The following is an 18,511-nucleotide window of genomic DNA, read 5'->3' on the forward strand; positions in this document are numbered from 1 at the left end:
GGCAATCCGCAACGCCGCACTCTCACACGTTTATGAAGGCACCGGTTAAATGGGGACTCATCGCGGTGGCCGCGCTCGCCGGTCTGGCGTTGCTCATCTGGTTCCGTTGGCCACGCGACGGGCAATCGTCGGCGACCAAGTTGCCGACGGCGTTGTCGGGAAGACCGCTGGTTGCGCCACAGATGGTGGCGGGCTGGGGGCGGATGATCGTCGTTGCGGCCGACGGGACGTTGTGGGGCTGGGGTGATTCGAAGATGGGCGAACTCGGCGTGGTGTCCACCGCAGTATGCAGTCCCCGGCAAATCAGCGCGGAACCTTGCTGGAAAGCAGCCGCCACGGACGTCAGTTCCACCGTGGCCCTCAAGACGAACGGCACGTTGTGGGTCTGGGGCGCGCTCAGGGGCATGGCGCCCAATTCCGGCAAGCCGGTGCAATTTGGCCGCGACACCGATTGGGTTCGCATCGGTGCGGGTTCGAGTTTTTACGTCGCCCAGAAGCGGGACGGCACGTTGTGGGCCTGGGGCAGCAACAACGAGAGCCAGTTGGGCGACGGGACCACCACCGACCATGCCAATCCGGTTCAGATTGGTTCCGGCCCCTGGAAAACTTTTGCGGCGGGTTCGTTTCATGGCATGGCGCTGGCGCCGAATGGAACGCTCTGGGGCTGGGGCCGGCACGCCACGGGTGCCGGGCCTGCGCTGGCTCAACTGGGCAACGAAACCAACTGGACGGCGGTTTATGCCGGTGAGTTTCACAACCTTGCCCGCAAGCGCGACGGCTCCTGGTGGGTGTGGGGCGACAACGCGGGCTTCATGACCACCAATGCGAACCCTGTTTTACCCACGCCCGTTGTTGGTGGTCAGGCGTGGTCGATTGTCGCGGGTGGAAATATTCACACGGTGGCCATTGGTGCGGACGGGACCCTCTGGGGTTGGGGGAGCAACAGTTACGGCGAAATTGGCAATGGAACCGGACGCATGGAAAAATCGCCGGTGCGGGTGGGGCGAGGGACCAACTGGGTGGCCGTGACTGCGTTTGGGAATTCAAGTGCGGGACTGACGGCGGATGGAACGGTTTTCGTTTGGGGCAGTCGGGTGGATGTGCCGCCGCGCGTGCAATACGACATCGGCCGGCTGGTGCGGAATCTCTTTGCTCCCGTGTTTCGCATGTCCGGGCGTGGCACCGGCAGCACACGTTCGGTCATTTTCGCCCGGTCCGCGCAGCCCGTGCCCATCATGCAGTTCCACCGGAGCGAAAGCCGCCGGAGCGAAAGCCAAACCACCAACGCCTCCGGCGCGGGCGCGATTTCGTCGCCCGCGGCGTCCTCAAGCGAACATTGAATCCGGCGGACGATCGACCAGGTGGAGCAGGTTGCCCTCGCAATCCTGGAAGAAGAGCACACGCCCGCCGCCCGCCGCCAGCTTGATTGGGTCCAGGAACACCACACCGCGTTTTTCGAGTTCGGCCCGGGCGGTTTCGATGGCCGCCACGCGCAGGGCGAGATGGCGCCAGCCGGCGAGGCCGTTGTCCGCAGTCTGAGGGACGGAACCCGTTGCGGCGTAAACCTCGAAGGTCGTGGCAGTGCCGGGCAGCTTGATGAAGTAGGGCGGTTCGGTGCCATTCGGCGCCACGCAGGTGGCGTCGAGCCTGGCCACATACCAGTCGCGCAGGGCCGCCGGGTTTTGGGCCGGCAGGGCAATGTGTTCGAGGACAAACGTCATGCGGATTACTTAAGGCGATTTCCAGCCCAACGCACGCCGATTTGCGGACCATGGCAGTGTCCGGATTTAAAGGGAGCGCGACTGTATTGGGGACCAGGCACAGCACTCCTGAACTGCTGCGGCTGACGCTTCGCGCATAGCCGCGCCCCAACCAGGGCAAATTAGGACAATGCCCCTCGCCCGCGTTGCTTGACGCTGTCGCCGCCGTCCTCTAGGTTGCGCCGCCTGATTTAAGATTATGAACGCACAAAATTTCCTCGTGCCAATGGTCGTCGAGCAGACCGGTCGTGGCGAACGCGGCTACGACATTTATTCGCGCCTGCTTGTGGACCGGATCGTGTTCCTCGGCACGCCGGTCGACGACATGGTGTCGAACCTCATCATCGCCCAGCTTTTGTTTCTCCAGATGACGGATCCGAAGAAGGACATTCATCTCTACATCAATTCGCCCGGCGGCAGCGTCACGGCGGGCCTGGCGATTTACGACACAATGCAGTTTCTGACCTGCGACGTGAACACGTATTGCATCGGGCAGGCGGCGAGCATGGGCGCCGTGCTGCTGGCGGCCGGCACGAAGGGCAAGCGTTACGCGCTGCCGAACGCCCGCATCATGATCCACCAGCCGTGGGGCGGCGTGCAGGGCCAGGCCACGGACATCAGCATCCAGGCGAAGGAAATTCTGCGCCTCAAGGATCGCCTGAACGAAATCCTCGCCAAGCACACCGGCAAGAGCGTGGATGACATCGGCAAGTCCACCGACCGCGACAATTTCATGTCCGCCGACGAAGCCAAGGCTTTCGGCCTGGTTGATCAGGTGGTCGTTTCACGCAAGGAGATTGCCGGGCTGGCCGAGAAAACCTCCGTGGTCGCTTGAGTATGGCCCGTCCGACGAACATGACGATGTGCAGCTTCTGCGGGAAGTCCCACGCGGAGGTGAAGAAGTTGATTTCCGGCCCCGGCGTTTACATCTGCGACAACTGCGTCACGTTGTGCAAGAACGTCCTCGACACCGAGGCGGCGGCCCGTGAGCGCAAGCACAAGCCAATCGGCCGCGTCCCGCGGCCGGCGGAAATCCGGCACGAACTCGACAAACATTGCATCGGCCAGGAACACGCCAAGAAAACCTTGTCCGTGGCGGTGCACAACCACTACAAGCGCCTTCAGATCAAGGAGCGGCCGGCCGCGGGTGAAGAGCAGCCCGCCAGCGATGATCCCCACGCGGACGTCGAACTGGAAAAGAGCAACATCCTCATGGTTGGACCGACCGGTTCGGGCAAGACGTTGCTCGCCCGGACGCTCGCCAAAATCCTCGACGTGCCGTTTGCCATCGCCGATGCGACCGTGCTCACCGAAGCCGGTTACGTGGGCGAGGATGTGGAGAACATCATTCTCCGCCTGCTGCAGAACTGTGATTACGATGTCAAACGCGCCCAGCGCGGCATCGTTTATATTGACGAAATCGACAAGATCACGCGCAAGCAGGACGGACCCAGCATTACCCGCGACGTCTCCGGGGAAGGCGTCCAGCAGGCGCTGTTGAAAATTCTGGAGGGCACGGTTTGCGCAGTCCCGCCGCAGGGCGGCCGGAAACATCCGCAGCAGGAATACATCCGCGTGGACACGTCGGACATCCTGTTCATCTGCGGCGGCGCGTTCGTTGGACTGGAGAAAGTCATCCAGCGCCGGCTGGGCCGGCATGTGATGGGCTTTGCCGGCGCCGAGGCGCAACAAAAGGCCGCTGCCGTGCAGCGGGACGAAATGCTCAAGCACGTTGAACCCGAAGATTTGCTGAGCTTCGGTTTCATCCCCGAATTCATCGGCCGGTTGCCGATGGTGACGACGCTGGCCGAACTCACCGAAGACCAGCTGGTCACGGTGTTGACGAGTCCCAAGAACGCGCTGACCAAGCAATATACCAAGCTTCTGGCGATGGAAGGCGTGGCGCTGCATTTCACGGAGGACGCCCTGCATGAGCTCGCCGTGCAGGCGATTAAAAAGGGCACCGGCGCCCGCGCGCTCCGCAGTTTGCTTGAGAAATTGATGCTCGACACGATGTATGATCTGCCGGGCTCCGAGGACGTCGCCCAAGTGACCATCACGGCGCCGGTGGTGCGCGGTGAGTCCAAGCCAATCGTCCAGCACAAAGAGAAACAGGCGGCCGCCTAGCGACACAGGCCTTCCGCCCGTCCCATGCCGGCCGGCACGGCGAACGCCGTTTTGCCGGCGCAGCATTGATTCATGACCAAACCCGCTCCAACTCCGCCGCCCATTCGCGTCGGCATGATTTCGCTCGGTTGTGCGAAAAATCTCGTGGACGCCGAGATCATGCTCGGCTCGCTGCTCAAGGACGGCATCGAGATCACCAACGACGCGGCCCAGGCGGACGCGGTGATTGTCAACACCTGCTCGTTCATTGACGCGGCGCAGGAAGAGAGCGTGGACACGATTCTGGAATCCGCGCAGGTGCGGGAGGCGAAGAATCGCGGCCAGGGCTTGATTGTTTCCGGCTGCCTGTCCCAAAGGTTCCGCGACGAATTGCCCAATCTGTTCCCCGAGGTCGATGCGTTCATGGGCATTGATCAGGTCGCCCAGGTCAGCGACATCGTGAAGACGGCGCTGGCTCGGCGGGCTGCCAAGGTTGCGAATCCGTCCGGGCCGGTTCGCGGACGCAAGTCAAAGGTCGTGGCCAAACTGGCCGAACTCGACCACGGCCGGGCGGCTGACGAACACGGGCCGCAAAACGCCGTGCGCGGCACGGAGCAGTTTGGCCGGACGAAGACGCTGCTCAGTCCGCCGTCTGCCGCGCCGGTTTTGGACGTCACGGCGCGGCCGGTTTACATCCCGGACTACGAGACGCCGCGATTCCGGCTCACGCCGCGCCATTTCGCCTACCTGAAGATTGCCGAGGGCTGCAATCACCCGTGCAGCTTCTGCATCATTCCGCGGATGCGCGGCTCGCACCGGAGCCGCACGCAGGCCGACATTGTGGCCGAGGCGAAGGCGCTGATTGCCGACGGCGTGAAGGAAATCAACCTGATTTCGCAGGACTCGACCTATTACGGTCTCGACCTGCGGCCGAATCACAGCCGCGCGATTTCGTCGCCGGACAAATTCCGCGCAGCCACCCAATCACTGACCGCCGATGCGACCACCCTGTGCTCGCTGTTGCGCGAGTTAAACGCGTTGCGCGGCGATTTCTGGATTCGGATCCTCTACACGCATCCGGCTCATTGGACCGACGAGCTTATCCAGACCATTGCCGAGTGTCGCAAGGTGGCGCGCTACGTGGACATTCCGCTCCAGCATATCCACGACAACATGCTGGAACGCATGCGCCGCGAAACGTCCCGCCAATACATTGTGGACCTGCTCAGGCGGATTCGCGCCGGCGTGCCCGGCATCGCCTTGCGCACCACGTTCATCGTCGGCTTTCCCGGCGAAACGGAGGCCGCGTTTGAAACGTTGCTGGACTTCATCCGCGAGACCAAGTTCGAGCGGCTTGGCGTGTTTGCCTATTCCAAGGAGGACGGCACGCGTGCCGGCGCCATGGCGGGGCAGTTGTCCGACCAGGTGAAGCAGCGCCGCCGCGAACGGGCCATGGCCGCGCAACACCAGGTTGCGGTTGAAGTGGCGGAACGCTTCGTCGGCCGGAGCATCAAGGTGCTGGTTGAAGGCGAGGCCAGCGCGAAACAGCTCGCCGGGGCGAACGTTTCCTCGTGGGAGCACGGCCTTATCCGGGAAACGGATGCCCATGCGGCCCAACTCAAGGGCCGTTACCTCGTGGCGCGCGGCGAGGCGGACGCACCGGACATTGACGGCCGGATCTACATCCGCGGCAAGCTGCCATCCGGCGGGTTCGCGAAGGTCAACATCATCGGGCACACGGATTACGATCTGATTGCCGAGCCAGCCGGTTAGGCGGCCGGTTGCCAGTTGAAAGCGGCCGGCTGCCGCTTTGAAACTTGCAACGTTCAACATTCAACGTTCAACCTTTCCCCGATGAATCTGCCCAACAAGCTGACCGTTTCGCGCTTCGTTCTTACGGCGGCGTTTCTGGTGGTGATGTTCACGGAGATGCCCTGGCACCAGACCCTCGCGCTGGTGCTGTTCAGCCTCGGCGGCATTACCGACTTTTTGGACGGCCGCATTGCGCGGCAACGCCAGCTCATCACCAATTTCGGCATCCTGATGGATCCCCTCGCCGACAAAATCATGACCTGTTCAGCCTTCATCGCCTTTGTCGGTCTGAATTTGATTCCCGCGTGGATGGTTGTGGTGATTGTGGCTCGCGAACTGGCCATCACGGGGCTGCGGTTGTTGGCGGCGGCGAAGAATCTCGTGCTGGCAGCGGAAGGTTTCGGCAAGCACAAGACCATTTCGCAGATTGTGGCGATCATCGCCATCTTGACCGTGCGCGCTTACCCGCAATGGGGGACGGTCGGTCAGTCCATCTTTGGCCTTCATCTCGTGCGGGATGTTCCCTGGGCGGTGAGCTTTGCCCAGCTCTCCGTCTGGGTGGCCGTGGCTTTGACGATTTATTCCGGCTGCGCCTACTTGTGGAAGAATCGGGCGCTTTTCCTGCAGGACATGTAAGACCTGCCGGATCAACGCGGCCGGGCCCCGCGGTTCATTCGCGCTTTTCAACATCCGGCGGATGGTTAGACTGACCGCCGCTTTTGTTTCAATGCCGAGCGTTTTCCTCAAGACCTACGGATGTCAGATGAACGAGCGCGACAGCGAGGCCGTGGCGGCCCAGCTGGTCGCGAAGGGCTACACGCTGGCGGCCTCCGAACATGTGGCTGACGTGGTGCTGCTCAACACGTGCAGTGTGCGGGACAACGCCGAACAGACGGCGCTCGGCAAAATGGCGGCGGTCATCGGCGAGGCCAAAAAGCAGCGTCCCAACCAGGTGTTCGGCTTCATGGGCTGCATGGCACAGAGCCGTGGCCGGGAGTTGATTGACCGGCTGCCGGATGTGGATCTGGTCCTGGGCACGCAGAAGTTTCATCGCGCGGCCGAATATCTGGATGACCTGCTGGCGGGCCGGCGGGACAAGGTGGTGGACACCGAGGCGGAGCAGGGGAGCGAAGCGGCGATCCGCGAGCATTTGCTGGGCGGCAAAGGCGGCCGGGCCGTGACCGCGTTTGTCAGCATCATGCAAGGCTGCAACCAGTATTGCACCTTCTGCATTGTGCCTTACACGCGCGGCGAGGAACGCAGCCGCACCATCACGGACATCGTTTCCGAATGCCGTTCACTTGTGGCGGGCGGCGTTCGTGAAATCACGCTGCTGGGGCAGATCGTAAACAGCTACGCCAAGCGCGACCTGCCCAGGCGCGACGGCAAGTCCGCCTTTGTCCAGCTCATCGAAGCCGTGCATGAAATCGAGGGCCTGGAACGCATTCGTTTCACCTCGCCGCACCCCAAAGGTTACGGTGACGACCTCGTGGAGGCGTATGGACGCCTGCCCAAACTGTGTGAGAGCGCCCATCTGCCGGTGCAAAGCGGTAGCGACCGGGTCTTGAAGCTCATGCATCGTGGCTACACGCGGGCGCGCTTTCTTGAGATTGTCGGCAAACTGCGTGCCGTCCGTCCCGAAATCGGCGTCAGCACGGACATCATCGTGGGGTTTCCGGGCGAGACGGAGGGGGATTTTCAACAGACGTGCTCGCTCGTGCGCGAGGCGGCGTTCGACCAGGCCTATCTCTTCAAATACTCGCCCCGCCAGGGCACGCCCGCGGCGGCGATGCCGGAGCAGCTCCCGCCGGAGGTCATCGAAGAGCGCCACGCACGGCTGTTCGAGCTCATCAATGAGGTAGGTCGCGAGAAGCATCGGGCGTTTGTGGGACGCACCGTGCAAATTCTCGTCGAAGGGCCAAGCAAGAAGAACGATGCGCGGCTCACGGGCCGCACGCGCTGCAACAAAATCGTGGTTTTTGAAGGGTCTGAACGGCACCGCGACCAGTTACTGGACCTGCGCATCACGCGGGCCAGCAATTTCACCCTTTATGGGGATCCCGCCATTGTGAATCTGGATTGAGCCTCACCCCGGCCTCCGGCAATCTACCCGCCTGACATGAATTTCAAGCTTTCTACGCTGGCCCTCGTGCTGGGCCTGATGGGCGCCGTGCCGCAGGCTTACGGGCTCTTGAACCCCAAAGGGCTGGCCGCGAAGGCGCGCCAGTTTCCGCGCCACATTCCTGCGGGCGTGGCGCTGATGGTGCTGGGCACCGCCTGGTTCCTCTACAACCTGAGTCTGGAATCCATCGCCGACTTCGCCGCCTTCAAGCCGCACATGATGATCGCCTTTGCCGCCATCGGGCTGGGCACGTGCATCTTTGTGCATGACTTTCTCGCGGTGCGCGGACTGGCGGTTGTGTTTCTGTTGCTGGCCAAGCTCATGGTGGACACGGGCCGGCCGCACCTCACAGATTCACCCTGGGTGCTGGTGATTCAGGGCTGGGCTTACGTTTTCGTGGTGGCGGGCATCTGGCTGACGGTTTCTCCGTGGCGGCTGCGCGACTGGATCCAGTGGAACACCGCCACCGAGGGCCGCACCCGGATCGGTTGCGGGTTGCGCCTGGGCTTCTGTCTGTTCGTTGCGGCACTGGGACTGACGGCGTTCCACAACTTCTGACCCCGTGCATGCGTGTCACCCGGGGTCGCATTCTCGTCATTCGCGGCGGTGCCATCGGCGATTTCATTCTGACGCTGCCGGCCATGGCTGCGCTTCGCGGGCAATTTCCCGAAGCGCATCTCGAAGTTCTTGGCTATCCCCACATCGCGCAACTGGCGCAATACGGCGGCCTGGTGGATCGCGTTCAACCCATTGAAGCGCGCGGCCTGGCGGGTTTTTTCGCGCGGCGCGGCGTGCTGGATCCGGCGACCGCGGATTACTTTGCGCGTTTTGACATCATCGTCAGCTACCTGTTTGACCCCGACGACATCTTCAGAACGAACGTGGCGGCGTGCTCGCGGGCCCAATTCCTCCAGGGGCCTCACCGGCCGAAGGAAAGCGGGCAGGAGCACGCGACGAAGGTTTATCTCAAGCCGCTCGAACGGCTGGCGATTTTCGATGCCGATCCGGTTCCCCGGCTGATCAAACAAACGGTCGCGGCGGCCGGAAATGCATGTGAACGCGGTTTAATCGCGGCGCATCCGGGCAGCGGGAGCGAACGGAAAAACTGGCCGGAGGCCAGTTGGGAGGCGTTGCTGGCGCGCGTGCTGGCGGAAAGTCCAAATGACGTGCTGCTGGTGGGCGGCGAAGCGGAAGGCGACCGTTTGGAGCGGCTGGCGGCGCGGCTTTCCACGCCGCGCGTCCGGCTGGCGCGCAGTCTGCCGCTCGCCGAACTGGCGGGGCTGTTGCGGTTCTGTGCCGCGTTTGTCGGCCACGATTCCGGCATCACGCATCTGGCGGCCGCGCTGGCGGTGCCCACGCTCGCGCTTTGGGGGCACACCACCGAGGCCGTCTGGCGGCCGCAGGGAAAGCGCGTCATCATTGCCCGCGCGGAAGGCGGTCTGGCGAGGTTGCCGGTGGAACAGGTTTGGCAGGCGCTGGGCGTGCTGTTGCAGGGTGCGGCCGTATAAGTTTTGGGGTGGGCGGACTATTCGGTGGCGAGCCAGCCCTCGCGCTCGGCCTTGCGCTCGATGTAACGCGGGTGTGATTCCAGGTTGAGCGACATGTAGATGTGGTGGATGCCATTGGTGAAACCGGCACTCTTGAAGAAGTGGATGGCCTTCTCGTTGTTCACGTCGGTGTCCACCAACATCATGCGTGCGCCGTCCTCAATGAAACGCTCCGTGAGCCGGTTTACCAGGCGGTCGCCAATGCCGCGACGCTTATGTCGCCGCGCGACGCCGAGCCAGAGCAGCCAGCCGTAGCGCCATGCGTTGCGCGGTTTTTTCATCATCATGCCCAGCGCAAAGCCAACCACACGCTTGTTGGCTTCCGCGACGAGGCAGTATTCGCCATGTGATTCGTAGAGATCCACGAGTTCATACTCGTCCCACGAGCGGTATAACGTGGGCCAGCGTTCGGCCGTGAAGAGTTTGCCGCCCAGATGGAACACTGGTTCGATGTCGCCCAGCGCCATTTCACGGATCTCAATGGGCGCTGCATTCGCAGCGTCGTTCGATTTCATAGCATCCCAATCTCTAAAAAGCTCAAAAAAGTGGCGCGTTTCCGGCGCTTGTCACCATGGTAGGCGGATGGGCAGGTCGCAACCCAGCAGGGAGAAAATTCAGGCCAGCCGCCCAAAAACTCAACGCAAATCACGGAGTCGTGACGCCCTTGGCTGCGCGCCCGACCACCATCATTTGGGAAGCACCGTTTCCGGCGGCGGCGCGACAATTATTTCAATACCTTTGGTTTGAATGACTTCCAGTAAATCATTCGGCGGGACGGCATCCGTGACGATGGCGTGCACGGCGCTCAGTTCACACAGGGGGATCATTGATTTGCGGCCGAATTTGGTGTGGTCCAGGCAGAGAATGACCTTCTGCGCGCCGCGAATCATCTGGTGCTGGATGTCAATTAACAGCGCATGGGAGTTCGTAATGCCTTCGGGCGTAATGCCACCCGCACCCATGATCGCCACATCCGTGTGAATCTTGCCAAATGTCTCAACCGCAAGCGGCCCCACCAAAACGCCCAATCGCGGGTAGATAATCCCTCCGCTGACAACGACTTCCACCCGGCTGGCTGAGGCAAATAGGTTCGCAACCGGCAGTGAATTGGTGACGACCATCTGCACCTTGTCCACCAAATGGCGCGCGACGTGGAAGGCCGTCGTGCCCGCGTCCACAATGACGCTCTGATTCGGCTGAATCAGCGCCGCGGCGGCCCGGCCGATGGCCTCTTTCTCATTCAGTTGATGCGTATCACGGGCGGAAAAAGCGAATTCATCCGTGGGCGGACTGACAATGCGGGCTCCGCCGTGGGTTCGCTTAACGTTACCGTTCGTTTCAAGGGCGGTTAAATCACGGCGAACTGTCGAAACCGAGGCCCCAACATGGGCAGAAAGCTCCTCCAACGAGGCGAATTCCGCCTTTTGCAGGTATTCCTCAATGCGCTTTTGACGCTCGTCTGCCGACATTGAGTGTGTTTGTGATAGATTTTGGAAGATATTGCAAGAAATTTGTTGACCGAATTATCAAAACTCGTCAAAGTCGCGCCCACAATTATGGCCACGGCACCAGCACAGCTTCCGCATCGCGCGGTGATTGAGCACATGGTTCGGCAGTCGGTTTACGCTCGACTCGGCAAGCCTTTGCCGCGCATGGCGCAGGCCCCCAGTCCGCTCGTGGTGAACGTCAGCGCGCGCCATTGCCATCTCACGCCCGAAGCAGTGGAGATCCTTTTCGGCAAAGGCCACAAGCTCACCGTTCACAAGTGGCTCTACATGGATGGCCAATTCGCCGCGAAGGAAACGGTGACCCTCATCGGCCCGCGCAGCCGTGTGATTTCCAATCTCCGCATTCTCGGCCCGTGCCGGAATCTCAATCAGGTCGAACTTGCTTACACCGACGCCGTCGCGCTCGGCTTTGATATTCCACTCCGCATGTCCGGCGACATCAAGGGCACTCCCGGCTGCATGTTGATGGGGCCGGCGGGTTTCTTCGCGATGGAGCAGGGCGTGATTCGCGCGATGCGCCACGTTCACATGCACCAAACCGATGCGGAATTTTACGGTGTGAAAGCCGGCGACCATATGAAGCTGAAGATCGGCGGCCCGTGCGGGTTGACGCTCGACAAAATGGTCTGCCGCGTGGACCCGAGCTTCAAATTGGAAGTTCACATTGATACGGACGAGGGTAATGCGTGCAACCTCCAGCTCGAAACGCCGTGCGAACTTGCGAAGTGATTTTCCCATCAACTATCAACCAAGAACCATCAACTAATAATTTATGAGCGAAGCCATCGGAATGATTGAAACGAAGGGCTACACCGGAAGCATCGAAGCAACCGATGCCATGGCCAAAGCCGCGAACATCACCATCAGCAAGACGATTCCCATCGGGGGTGGTCTCATTACCGTCATCTGCCGCGGGGACGTCGCGAGCGTCAAAGCCGCTGTGGACGCGGGCGCGAAAGCTGCCAGCAAAGTCGGCGAACTCGTCGCCAGCCACGTCATCGCCCGTCCGCACGAAGACCTGGCGAAGGGTTTCCTCGGCGAAGCCGCCGTGAAGAAGTAACGCCATCAACTGCCAAACAAGAACCTCAACAATTTTATGGCTCAACAAGCAATTGGAATGATCGAATGCAAGGGACTCTGCGCCCTGTTCGAAGCCACGGATGCCGCCCTCAAGGCCGCAAACGTCACGTTCACGGGCTGGGAGAAGATCGGCAGCGGTTACTGCACCGTGTTCTTCCGCGGCGACGTCGCCAGCGTGAAGGCTGCGACGGATGCCGGCGCTGCGGCGGCCGCAACAGTGGGTTCCGTCGTCGCTGTCCAGGTGATTCCACGTCCGCACGACGACCTGGCCGGTCTCGGCAAGTGGCTGGCCTGATCAGGAGCTAGGAGTCAGGAGATAGAAGTTAGAACGGCCGAAGCAAATTCTAACTCCGAGCTTCCAACTTCTATCTACCAGAATGAAAATCCTCGTCGCCAATCTCGGTTCCACGTCGCTCAAGTGGCGGCTGTTCGATTTCTCGAACGGCGCCGAGCGCCTGCTCCACAAGGGCGGGTTTGAGCGCGTGACCGATTATCCCAAGGCGATCGAGGACTGCCTCGCGCAGTTGAAGGAGGCGGGCGCCATCAGCAGCGAACGCGAACTCGCCGCCGTCGGTTTCAAGACGGTGCTGGCGAAAGGCGTCAGTGGCTGCGTCCGGCTCGACGAACGCGTGTTGCAGGCCATGACCGATTACATCGGGCTCGCGCCCGCGCACAATCCGCCTTACATCACGGGCATCCGGCTCTTCGCTCAACGGATGCCGGACGTGCCGCGCGTCGGGTTGTTTGAGACGGCGTTCTATCAATTCGCGCCCGAGGCCAACATGCGTTACGCCGTGCCACAGTCGTGGCACGACATCGGCGTGCGACGCTACGGCTTCCACGGCGCGAGCCACAAGTTCATCGCCGAGCGCTCGGCGGAATTGCTCGGTCGCAACGACATCGCGGAGCGCGCGCGTCGACTCTATCTCGACGGCGTGAAAACTTCGGTAAACGGCGCGAACGTGCGCATCATCTCCTGCCACCTCGGCGGCAGCTCCAGCGTGACGGGCATCCTGAACGGCGCGGGCATCGGCACCAGCATGGGGCTCAGCCCGCAATCCGGCTTGCCGCAGAACAATCGCGTCGGCGATCTCGATGCCGAGGCATTGCCTTACGCCGTGAAGACGCTCGGCATAAGCATCGAGGAAGCGCAACGCCAGCTCTCGAAGGAAGGCGGCTTGAAGGGCTTGAGCGGCGTGTCCAACGACATCCGTGACATCAGCGCCGCGGCGGAGCAGGGCAATGCGAACGCGAAGCTAGCGCTCGACGTGCTCGTGGCCAGCGCGCGGCACTGGGTCGGCAGCTACTTTTTTCAGTTGAACGGTGCGGATGCCATCGTGTTCACCGCGGGGATTGGTGAAAACCGCGCCGACCTGCGCGCCGCCATCTGCGCAAACCTCGACAATCTCGGCGTCATCATTGACCCGGCGAAGAACGCCGCAGTGAAGGCGACTGAAGCTGTCATCAGCGCGGACAACTCGAAAGTGAAAGTGCTCGTGATCCCAACGAACGAAGAACTCGTCGTCGCCCGCGAGACCAAGCGCCTGCTCGAAGCGGCAAAGAACTGATTTTTCCCTCAACCATCAACCTAGAATCATCAACAAATTTATGGCACAACAAGCAATCGGTATGATCGAAACACGCGGCCTCGTCGCCCTCGTCGAGGGGACGGACGCGATGCTCAAGGCGGCGAACGTCCAGCTCGTCGGCCCCATGACCCAGGTCGGCAACGCGCTCGTCACGGCGTGCGTCGTCGGCGACGTCGCGGCAGTGAAGGCCGCGGTTGACGCCGGCGCGCAGGCGGTCAGGTCCATCAAGGGCGAGATCGTCAGCGTCCACGTTATTGCGCGTCCGCACGAAGACGTCGAAGCAGTGTTGCCCAAGAAAAAATAGTTAGAAGCGAGAAGCTGGAAGTTGGAATGGCACGCGAGTGCCAGCCTTCTGGCTCCTATCTCCTAACTTCTAACTTCAAACTCCTAACTTTATGTTCCTCGCCAAAGTCGAAGGCTCGGTGGTTGCCACCAAGAAAGAGGGCACGATGCTCGGACGCAAGCTCCTGCTCGTCCGGCCTCAACTGGTGGATGATAAAGATCCGACCAAGTTCAAGAACGGTCAAAACACCATCGTGGCCGTGGACACCGTGGGCGCCGGCCTGGGCGAGTTGGTGATGTTCTGCCAGGGCAGTTCCGCCCGTCTGTCCGCCGGCCTCAAGGATTGCCCCGTGGACGCCGTCATCATCGGCATCGTGGACACCGTGGACGTGCTGGGGAAAGTCATCTACAACGCGCGCACCGGCGCCTGACGCAACTTAACTCTCGATGAGCCAGATCAACGAAACCCTGATCCGCGATGTGGTTGCGGACGTAATGAACCGCTTGGGCGGCTCTGCTCCCGCGCCGACCGCGAGGCCCGCCGCGCCCGCAACGAACGCCACCTGCGGTTGCCACGTGCCCCCCGCCGTCACACCCGCGCCGTCGAGTGGCGGACGCAAGTTCGGTGTGTTTCAAGACGCGAACGAAGCTTGTGCCGCGGCGCATGAAGCGTTTCTGCAATTGCGCGAGAAGGGAATGGAAGGTCGTTCCAAGATCGTTGATATCATCAAGAAGATGGCGGACGCCTACGCCGACGAGTGGGGCCGCATTGAATATCAGGAGACAAAGATCGGCCGCCTCGACCACAAGATCGCGAAGCTGAAGATCATCAAGCTTGTGCCCGGTGTGGAATGGATCCGCCCCGACGGGCGCAGCGGTGACCACGGCATCACGATGGAGGAATACACTCCGTTCGGCGTCGTGGGTGCAGTCACGCCCAGCACGCATTCTGTGCCGACGATGAGCGGCAACATCGTGAACATCGTCGCGGCGGGGAATGCCGTCGTGTTCAACGCGCATCCGAGCGCGGCGAAGTGCGCCGCCATCGCGCTGCGCGCCTACAACGAAGCCATTTTCCGCGAGACCGGCATCGAGAGCATCGCGTGCATGGTCGAGAAGCCGACGCTCGATTCCTTCAACGTCATCTGCAAACACGAAGTCGTCCGCCTGTTGCTCATCACCGGCGGACCCGCCGTGGTGAAAGCCGCGATGCTCACCGGCAAACGCGCCATCTGCGCTGGCCCTGGCAATCCACCCGTGCTCGTGGACGACACATGCGATTTGAAGCGCGCAGCGAAGGCGATCATCGCGGGCGCGAGTTTCGACAACAATCTTCTCTGCATCGGCGAGAAGCAGGTCTTCGTGCTCGACCACATCGCGGACAAGTTGATGGCCGAGATGGCGAACGCGGGCGCGCTCAAGTTGAACGGCGGCCAGATCGAGCGTTTGACTAAGTCGGCGTTCACCTTCGATGAAGCCGAGGCGGGAGGCTGTGCCCGCGCTCATGTGCATAAAGATTTTGTCGGCAAAGATCCTGCCGTCCTGGCGCAAGCCGCGGGCGTGAATCTGCCGGTAGGCACCGAGTTGCTCTTTGGTGAGACTGACCTGATGCATCCCTATGTGCAGGAAGAGCAGATGATGCCGTTCCTGCCCATCGTGCGCGTGAAAGACATTGCGCAGGGCATCCAATTCGCGAAGCAATCCGAGCACGAGTATCGCCACACGTCCATTATCCACTCGCACAACGTTGAGCACATGACCGCGATGGCGCGGGCGATGGATACCACGTTGTTCATCAAGAACGGTCCGAGCATGGCCGGTCTAGGCCTCGGCGGCGAAGGTTACCTGAGTTATTCCATCGCCACGCCGACCGGCGAAGGCGTTACGAACCCAAAGACCTTTACGCGCGTCCGCCGCTGCGTAATGGTGGACAATTTACGGATTTACTAAGCATGCTCCTCGCACGCGTCGAAGGCAATGTGGTTGCGACTCGGAAGCATCCGAGCTTCGACGGCTGGCGCTTGGTGATTTGCCAGCCCATTAACAACGCGGGCGAACCCGAAGGCGCGCCGCAGGTGGCGATTGATTCCCATGGCGCCGGCATGCATCAGCGCGTGGTGATTTCGTCGGATGGAATGGCCGCGCGCAAAGCGGTGGGCGACGACAAAAGCCCGGCACGTTGGCTGGTCATCGGCGTGGTGGACGAGAAAGAGCCGGGGGTGCCGGTATGAAGCTGGGCGCGGTCATTGGTCGCGTGACGTTCAGCAAGCTCGACCCGCAATTAGTGGGCGGGCGCTTCCTAATCGTGAGCCCGTTCACGCGCGACCATTACCAGCAGGGCAGCGAGACGCCGCCCGGCTTGAGTAAGGATCCGAGCCTCGTCGTTTACGACTCGCTTGGCGGCGGGGTCGGCCAGACGATTGGATACGTCGAAGGGCGCGAAGCTGCGCAGCCGTTCGCCACGTCGCCACCGATTGACGCCATCAACGCGGCGTTGGTGGACGAAATTTTTTACAATCCATTCCGGAAGGAGTGAGGAGCGAGAAGCTGGGAGCGAGCATGGGAACTCCAGCACGAAAGTTTCAAGATCTTTTGGTGTGGCAAAGGGCGCATGCGCTGGTGTTGAGCGTATACCAAATGACACGCGGATTCCCTCCCCGAAGAGCGGTTTGGGTTGAGTTCACAATTGCGCCGGGCGGTGGTGTCCGTGCCGGCCAACATCGCCGAAGGTTTTCGGAAGCGGGGCACAGCGGACAAAGCGCGGTTCATGAACATCGCGCAAGGGTCTTTGGACGAAGTGCAGTATTATTTGATACTGACGCAGGATTTGAAATATGCCGATTGTAGCAAACTGCTCTCGGATTACGAGGAAGTCAGCAAAATGTTAAATGCTTACGAGCGGGCGATTCTATCTTCTCGCTCCTAGATGCTCGATACTATGAATAAAGTCATCACAGCCCGGGACGTTGAGGAACTGATTCAGAAGGGCGGCTCGCTAAGTTCACTGCCGGGCGACGCGATCATCACGCCGTCGGCCCGTGACCTGATCCGTGATTTGGAAAACAAGGCCGCGTCCACCGGTGGCAACGGCGAGCCTGCCGCAGCCAAAGCGCCGAATGGCGATGTGGCCTACGTGGCCGGCGCGCACCTTGCTCCTCCGCCGGTGAAGTTGAATTCCAAGTCGCCGAAGCGTGAGTTGGAGGCGTTCTTCAACTCGGCTTACGCACACAGTCTGAAGGTTCAGATTTGCGAGATGGGCAAGCGTCTTTGGGCGCGCGAATACGTGGACGGCAACGGCGGCAACATGGCCATCCGTGTCGGCGAAGACATCGCCATCTGCACGCCCACGCTCGTCAGCAAAGGCTCGCTCAAGCCGGAGGACATGTGCCTCGTGGATTTCGAGGGCACGCAACTGCTTGGCACAAAGAAGCGCACCAGCGAAATCCTGATGCACCTGCAGATGATGAAGCGCCAGCCCAATGCGGTTGCCACGTGCCACTGTCATCCGCCCTACGCCACGGCGTTCGCCATCGTCGGCGAGGCGCCGCCCACGTGCATGCTGCCGGAGTATGAAGTCTTTTGCTCCGTCGGTGTCGCACCGTATCGCACGCCCGGTTCGCCGGAGATGGGCAAGCTCGTCGCCGAGTTGACCGACCAATACAACACCATCCTCATGGCCAATCACGGCGTCGTGACGTGGTCGCACAACAATATCGAGGAAGCTTACTGGCGGATGGAAATCATCGAGGCCTACTGCCGCACGATCGTCGTTGCGGCGCAACTCGGGAAGCCCATCAACACCTTCACGGGCCGGCAGATGAAGGACATTTTAAACATCAAGAAGAGCCTCGGTTACGTGGATCCACGCTACAACATGAAGGAGTGCGAGCTCTGCGACACGGGTGACTGGCGTCCGGGCGCAACCTGTGCTGTGCCGCCGCATTCTGATGTTTCCGGCCCCGCGCCCGATCCTGATGCGGAGAAACTGGTGCAGGCCATTACTGACCAAATCCTTGCCAAGGGCGGGTGATGCCTGCTAAAGCGGCAGGTGCCACATGCAGCCGTTACAGCATCTGTTCGACAACAACCGGGCTTGGTCCGAGGGCATTCGTGCCGACAGACCCGATTTTTTCAAGAAGCTGTCGCTTCAGCAATCGCCGGAATATCTCTGGATCGGCTGTTCGGACAGCCGGGTTCCGGCCAACGAAATCGTGGGCCTTCTGCCGGGGGAAATCTTTGTGCATCGCAACATTGCAAATGTCGTGGTGCATGCCGATTTGAACTGCCTTTCCTGCATTCAATACGCCGTTGAAGTGTTGCGGGTGAAGCACATCATCGTGGTGGGGCACTACGGCTGCGGTGGCGTGCAGGCCGCTTACGAGAACCTCAAGTTTGGCCTGGTGGACAACTGGCTGCGGCACGTGCAGGACGTCATGCAGAAGCACGCTGAATTGCTGGACCGCCTGCCGGCGGAGCAGCGGGTGGCGCGCTTGTGTGAGCTGAATGTGATTGAGCAGGCGCTGAACGTGACGCAGACCACGGTGGTGCGCAGCGCGTGGGAGCGCGGGCAGCCGCTGACCGTGCACGGCTGGGTTTACAGTCTGCGGGACGGGCTGGTGCGTGATCTTCATGTCAGCGCCTCAAATGTGGAGAGAAGTTTTACCGTCAACGCCCGGGCCTTGCAATAAGCCCGGCCGGCGTCGGC

At 61.4% G+C, this 18,511-nt stretch carries 22 protein-coding genes and 1 pseudogene; 20 read left to right on the plus strand and 3 right to left on the minus strand.

What is annotated here, in order from left to right; genetic code table 11:
- Window positions 1–32: 32 nt before the first annotated feature.
- Window positions 33–1,340, plus strand: coding sequence for a hypothetical protein (locus VFV96_03010; protein ID HEU5069364.1), 1,308 nt, complete (start codon window positions 33–35; stop codon window positions 1,338–1,340).
- Here the strand turns inward: VFV96_03010 and VFV96_03015 are convergent.
- Window positions 1,326–1,721, minus strand: a complete 396-nt coding sequence (locus VFV96_03015) for a VOC family protein (GenBank protein HEU5069365.1) — start codon at window positions 1,719–1,721, stop codon at window positions 1,326–1,328. The genes VFV96_03010 and VFV96_03015 overlap by 15 nt on opposite strands.
- Before the next feature lie 238 nt (window positions 1,722–1,959).
- Between VFV96_03015 and clpP the strand changes: the two genes are divergently transcribed.
- From clpP to VFV96_03050, 7 genes are all read left to right on the plus strand, one after another.
- Entirely contained in the window at window positions 1,960–2,595 is a 636-nt protein-coding gene (gene clpP / locus VFV96_03020; protein ID HEU5069366.1) for an ATP-dependent Clp endopeptidase proteolytic subunit ClpP, read from the plus strand.
- A 2-nt stretch (window positions 2,596–2,597) separates the two neighbouring features.
- Window positions 2,598–3,887 (plus strand): ATP-dependent Clp protease ATP-binding subunit ClpX, encoded by a 1,290-nt coding sequence (gene clpX, locus VFV96_03025; GenBank protein HEU5069367.1) that lies wholly within the window; start codon window positions 2,598–2,600, stop codon window positions 3,885–3,887.
- A gap of 72 nt (window positions 3,888–3,959) precedes the next feature.
- Window positions 3,960–5,639, plus strand: coding sequence for a 30S ribosomal protein S12 methylthiotransferase RimO (rimO, locus tag VFV96_03030; protein HEU5069368.1), 1,680 nt, complete (start codon window positions 3,960–3,962; stop codon window positions 5,637–5,639).
- An 81-nt stretch (window positions 5,640–5,720) separates the two neighbouring features.
- Window positions 5,721–6,314, plus strand: a complete 594-nt coding sequence (gene pgsA / locus VFV96_03035; GenBank protein HEU5069369.1) for a CDP-diacylglycerol--glycerol-3-phosphate 3-phosphatidyltransferase — start codon at window positions 5,721–5,723, stop codon at window positions 6,312–6,314.
- A 91-nt stretch (window positions 6,315–6,405) separates the two neighbouring features.
- Window positions 6,406–7,761 (plus strand): tRNA (N6-isopentenyl adenosine(37)-C2)-methylthiotransferase MiaB, encoded by a 1,356-nt coding sequence (gene miaB / locus VFV96_03040; protein ID HEU5069370.1) that lies wholly within the window; start codon window positions 6,406–6,408, stop codon window positions 7,759–7,761.
- A gap of 36 nt (window positions 7,762–7,797) precedes the next feature.
- On the plus strand, window positions 7,798–8,358 hold the full coding sequence (locus VFV96_03045; GenBank protein HEU5069371.1) for a hypothetical protein: 561 nt from the start codon (window positions 7,798–7,800) through the stop codon (window positions 8,356–8,358).
- Window positions 8,359–8,366: 8 nt separating this feature from the next.
- Window positions 8,367–9,308, plus strand: a complete 942-nt coding sequence (locus VFV96_03050) for a glycosyltransferase family 9 protein (GenBank protein HEU5069372.1) — start codon at window positions 8,367–8,369, stop codon at window positions 9,306–9,308.
- Between the two features lie 17 nt (window positions 9,309–9,325).
- On the opposite strand, the gene VFV96_03055 is transcribed toward VFV96_03050, so the two are convergent.
- Window positions 9,326–9,862, minus strand: coding sequence for a GNAT family N-acetyltransferase (locus VFV96_03055; GenBank protein ID HEU5069373.1), 537 nt, complete (start codon window positions 9,860–9,862; stop codon window positions 9,326–9,328).
- Between the two features lie 171 nt (window positions 9,863–10,033).
- Entirely contained in the window at window positions 10,034–10,816 is a 783-nt protein-coding gene (locus VFV96_03060) for a DeoR/GlpR family DNA-binding transcription regulator (GenBank protein HEU5069374.1), read from the minus strand.
- 87 nt (window positions 10,817–10,903) lie between these two features.
- Here VFV96_03060 and VFV96_03065 point away from each other — a divergent pair, with 87 nt between their 5' ends.
- The 12 genes and pseudogenes from VFV96_03065 to can all read left to right on the plus strand — a co-directional run bounded on the left by VFV96_03065 (window position 10,904) and on the right by can (window position 18,494).
- Complete coding sequence (locus tag VFV96_03065; protein ID HEU5069375.1) at window positions 10,904–11,584, plus strand: phosphate propanoyltransferase; 681 nt, start codon at window positions 10,904–10,906, stop codon at window positions 11,582–11,584.
- 43 nt (window positions 11,585–11,627) lie between these two features.
- A complete protein-coding gene (locus VFV96_03070) occupies window positions 11,628–11,915 on the plus strand; it encodes a BMC domain-containing protein (protein ID HEU5069376.1) in 288 nt (95 codons plus the stop codon).
- A 36-nt stretch (window positions 11,916–11,951) separates the two neighbouring features.
- Window positions 11,952–12,230: a BMC domain-containing protein gene (locus VFV96_03075; protein HEU5069377.1), complete on the plus strand. Its 279-nt coding sequence runs from the start codon at window positions 11,952–11,954 to the stop codon at window positions 12,228–12,230.
- 82 nt (window positions 12,231–12,312) lie between these two features.
- Window positions 12,313–13,503, plus strand: a complete 1,191-nt coding sequence (locus VFV96_03080; GenBank protein HEU5069378.1) for an acetate kinase — start codon at window positions 12,313–12,315, stop codon at window positions 13,501–13,503.
- A gap of 40 nt (window positions 13,504–13,543) precedes the next feature.
- Window positions 13,544–13,828 carry a BMC domain-containing protein gene (locus VFV96_03085; protein HEU5069379.1) on the plus strand — a complete coding sequence of 95 codons (285 nt, stop codon included), beginning with the start codon at window positions 13,544–13,546 and terminating at the stop codon, window positions 13,826–13,828.
- A 91-nt stretch (window positions 13,829–13,919) separates the two neighbouring features.
- Window positions 13,920–14,237, plus strand: coding sequence for a EutN/CcmL family microcompartment protein (locus VFV96_03090; GenBank protein ID HEU5069380.1), 318 nt, complete (start codon window positions 13,920–13,922; stop codon window positions 14,235–14,237).
- 16 nt (window positions 14,238–14,253) lie between these two features.
- Window positions 14,254–15,756, plus strand: a complete 1,503-nt coding sequence (locus VFV96_03095; protein ID HEU5069381.1) for an aldehyde dehydrogenase family protein — start codon at window positions 14,254–14,256, stop codon at window positions 15,754–15,756.
- A 2-nt stretch (window positions 15,757–15,758) separates the two neighbouring features.
- On the plus strand, window positions 15,759–16,037 hold the full coding sequence (locus VFV96_03100; protein ID HEU5069382.1) for a EutN/CcmL family microcompartment protein: 279 nt from the start codon (window positions 15,759–15,761) through the stop codon (window positions 16,035–16,037).
- Window positions 16,034–16,342, plus strand: coding sequence for a EutN/CcmL family microcompartment protein (locus tag VFV96_03105; protein HEU5069383.1), 309 nt, complete (start codon window positions 16,034–16,036; stop codon window positions 16,340–16,342). Before VFV96_03100 ends, VFV96_03105 begins: the two co-directional genes overlap by 4 nt.
- 23 nt (window positions 16,343–16,365) lie before the next feature.
- Window positions 16,366–16,732, plus strand: a pseudogene (locus VFV96_03110) (four helix bundle protein).
- 12 nt (window positions 16,733–16,744) lie between these two features.
- The gene (locus tag VFV96_03115; GenBank protein ID HEU5069384.1) at window positions 16,745–17,836 is read left to right on the plus strand and encodes a class II aldolase/adducin family protein; all 1,092 of its coding nucleotides are present in this window, start codon (window positions 16,745–16,747) and stop codon (window positions 17,834–17,836) included.
- A gap of 25 nt (window positions 17,837–17,861) precedes the next feature.
- Complete coding sequence (can, locus tag VFV96_03120) at window positions 17,862–18,494, plus strand: carbonate dehydratase (protein HEU5069385.1); 633 nt, start codon at window positions 17,862–17,864, stop codon at window positions 18,492–18,494.
- Window positions 18,495–18,511: the final 17 nt, after the last annotated feature.

This window comes from Verrucomicrobiia bacterium, from assembly GCA_035765895.1.
GTDB lineage: Bacteria > Verrucomicrobiota > Verrucomicrobiia > Limisphaerales > DSYF01 > DSYF01.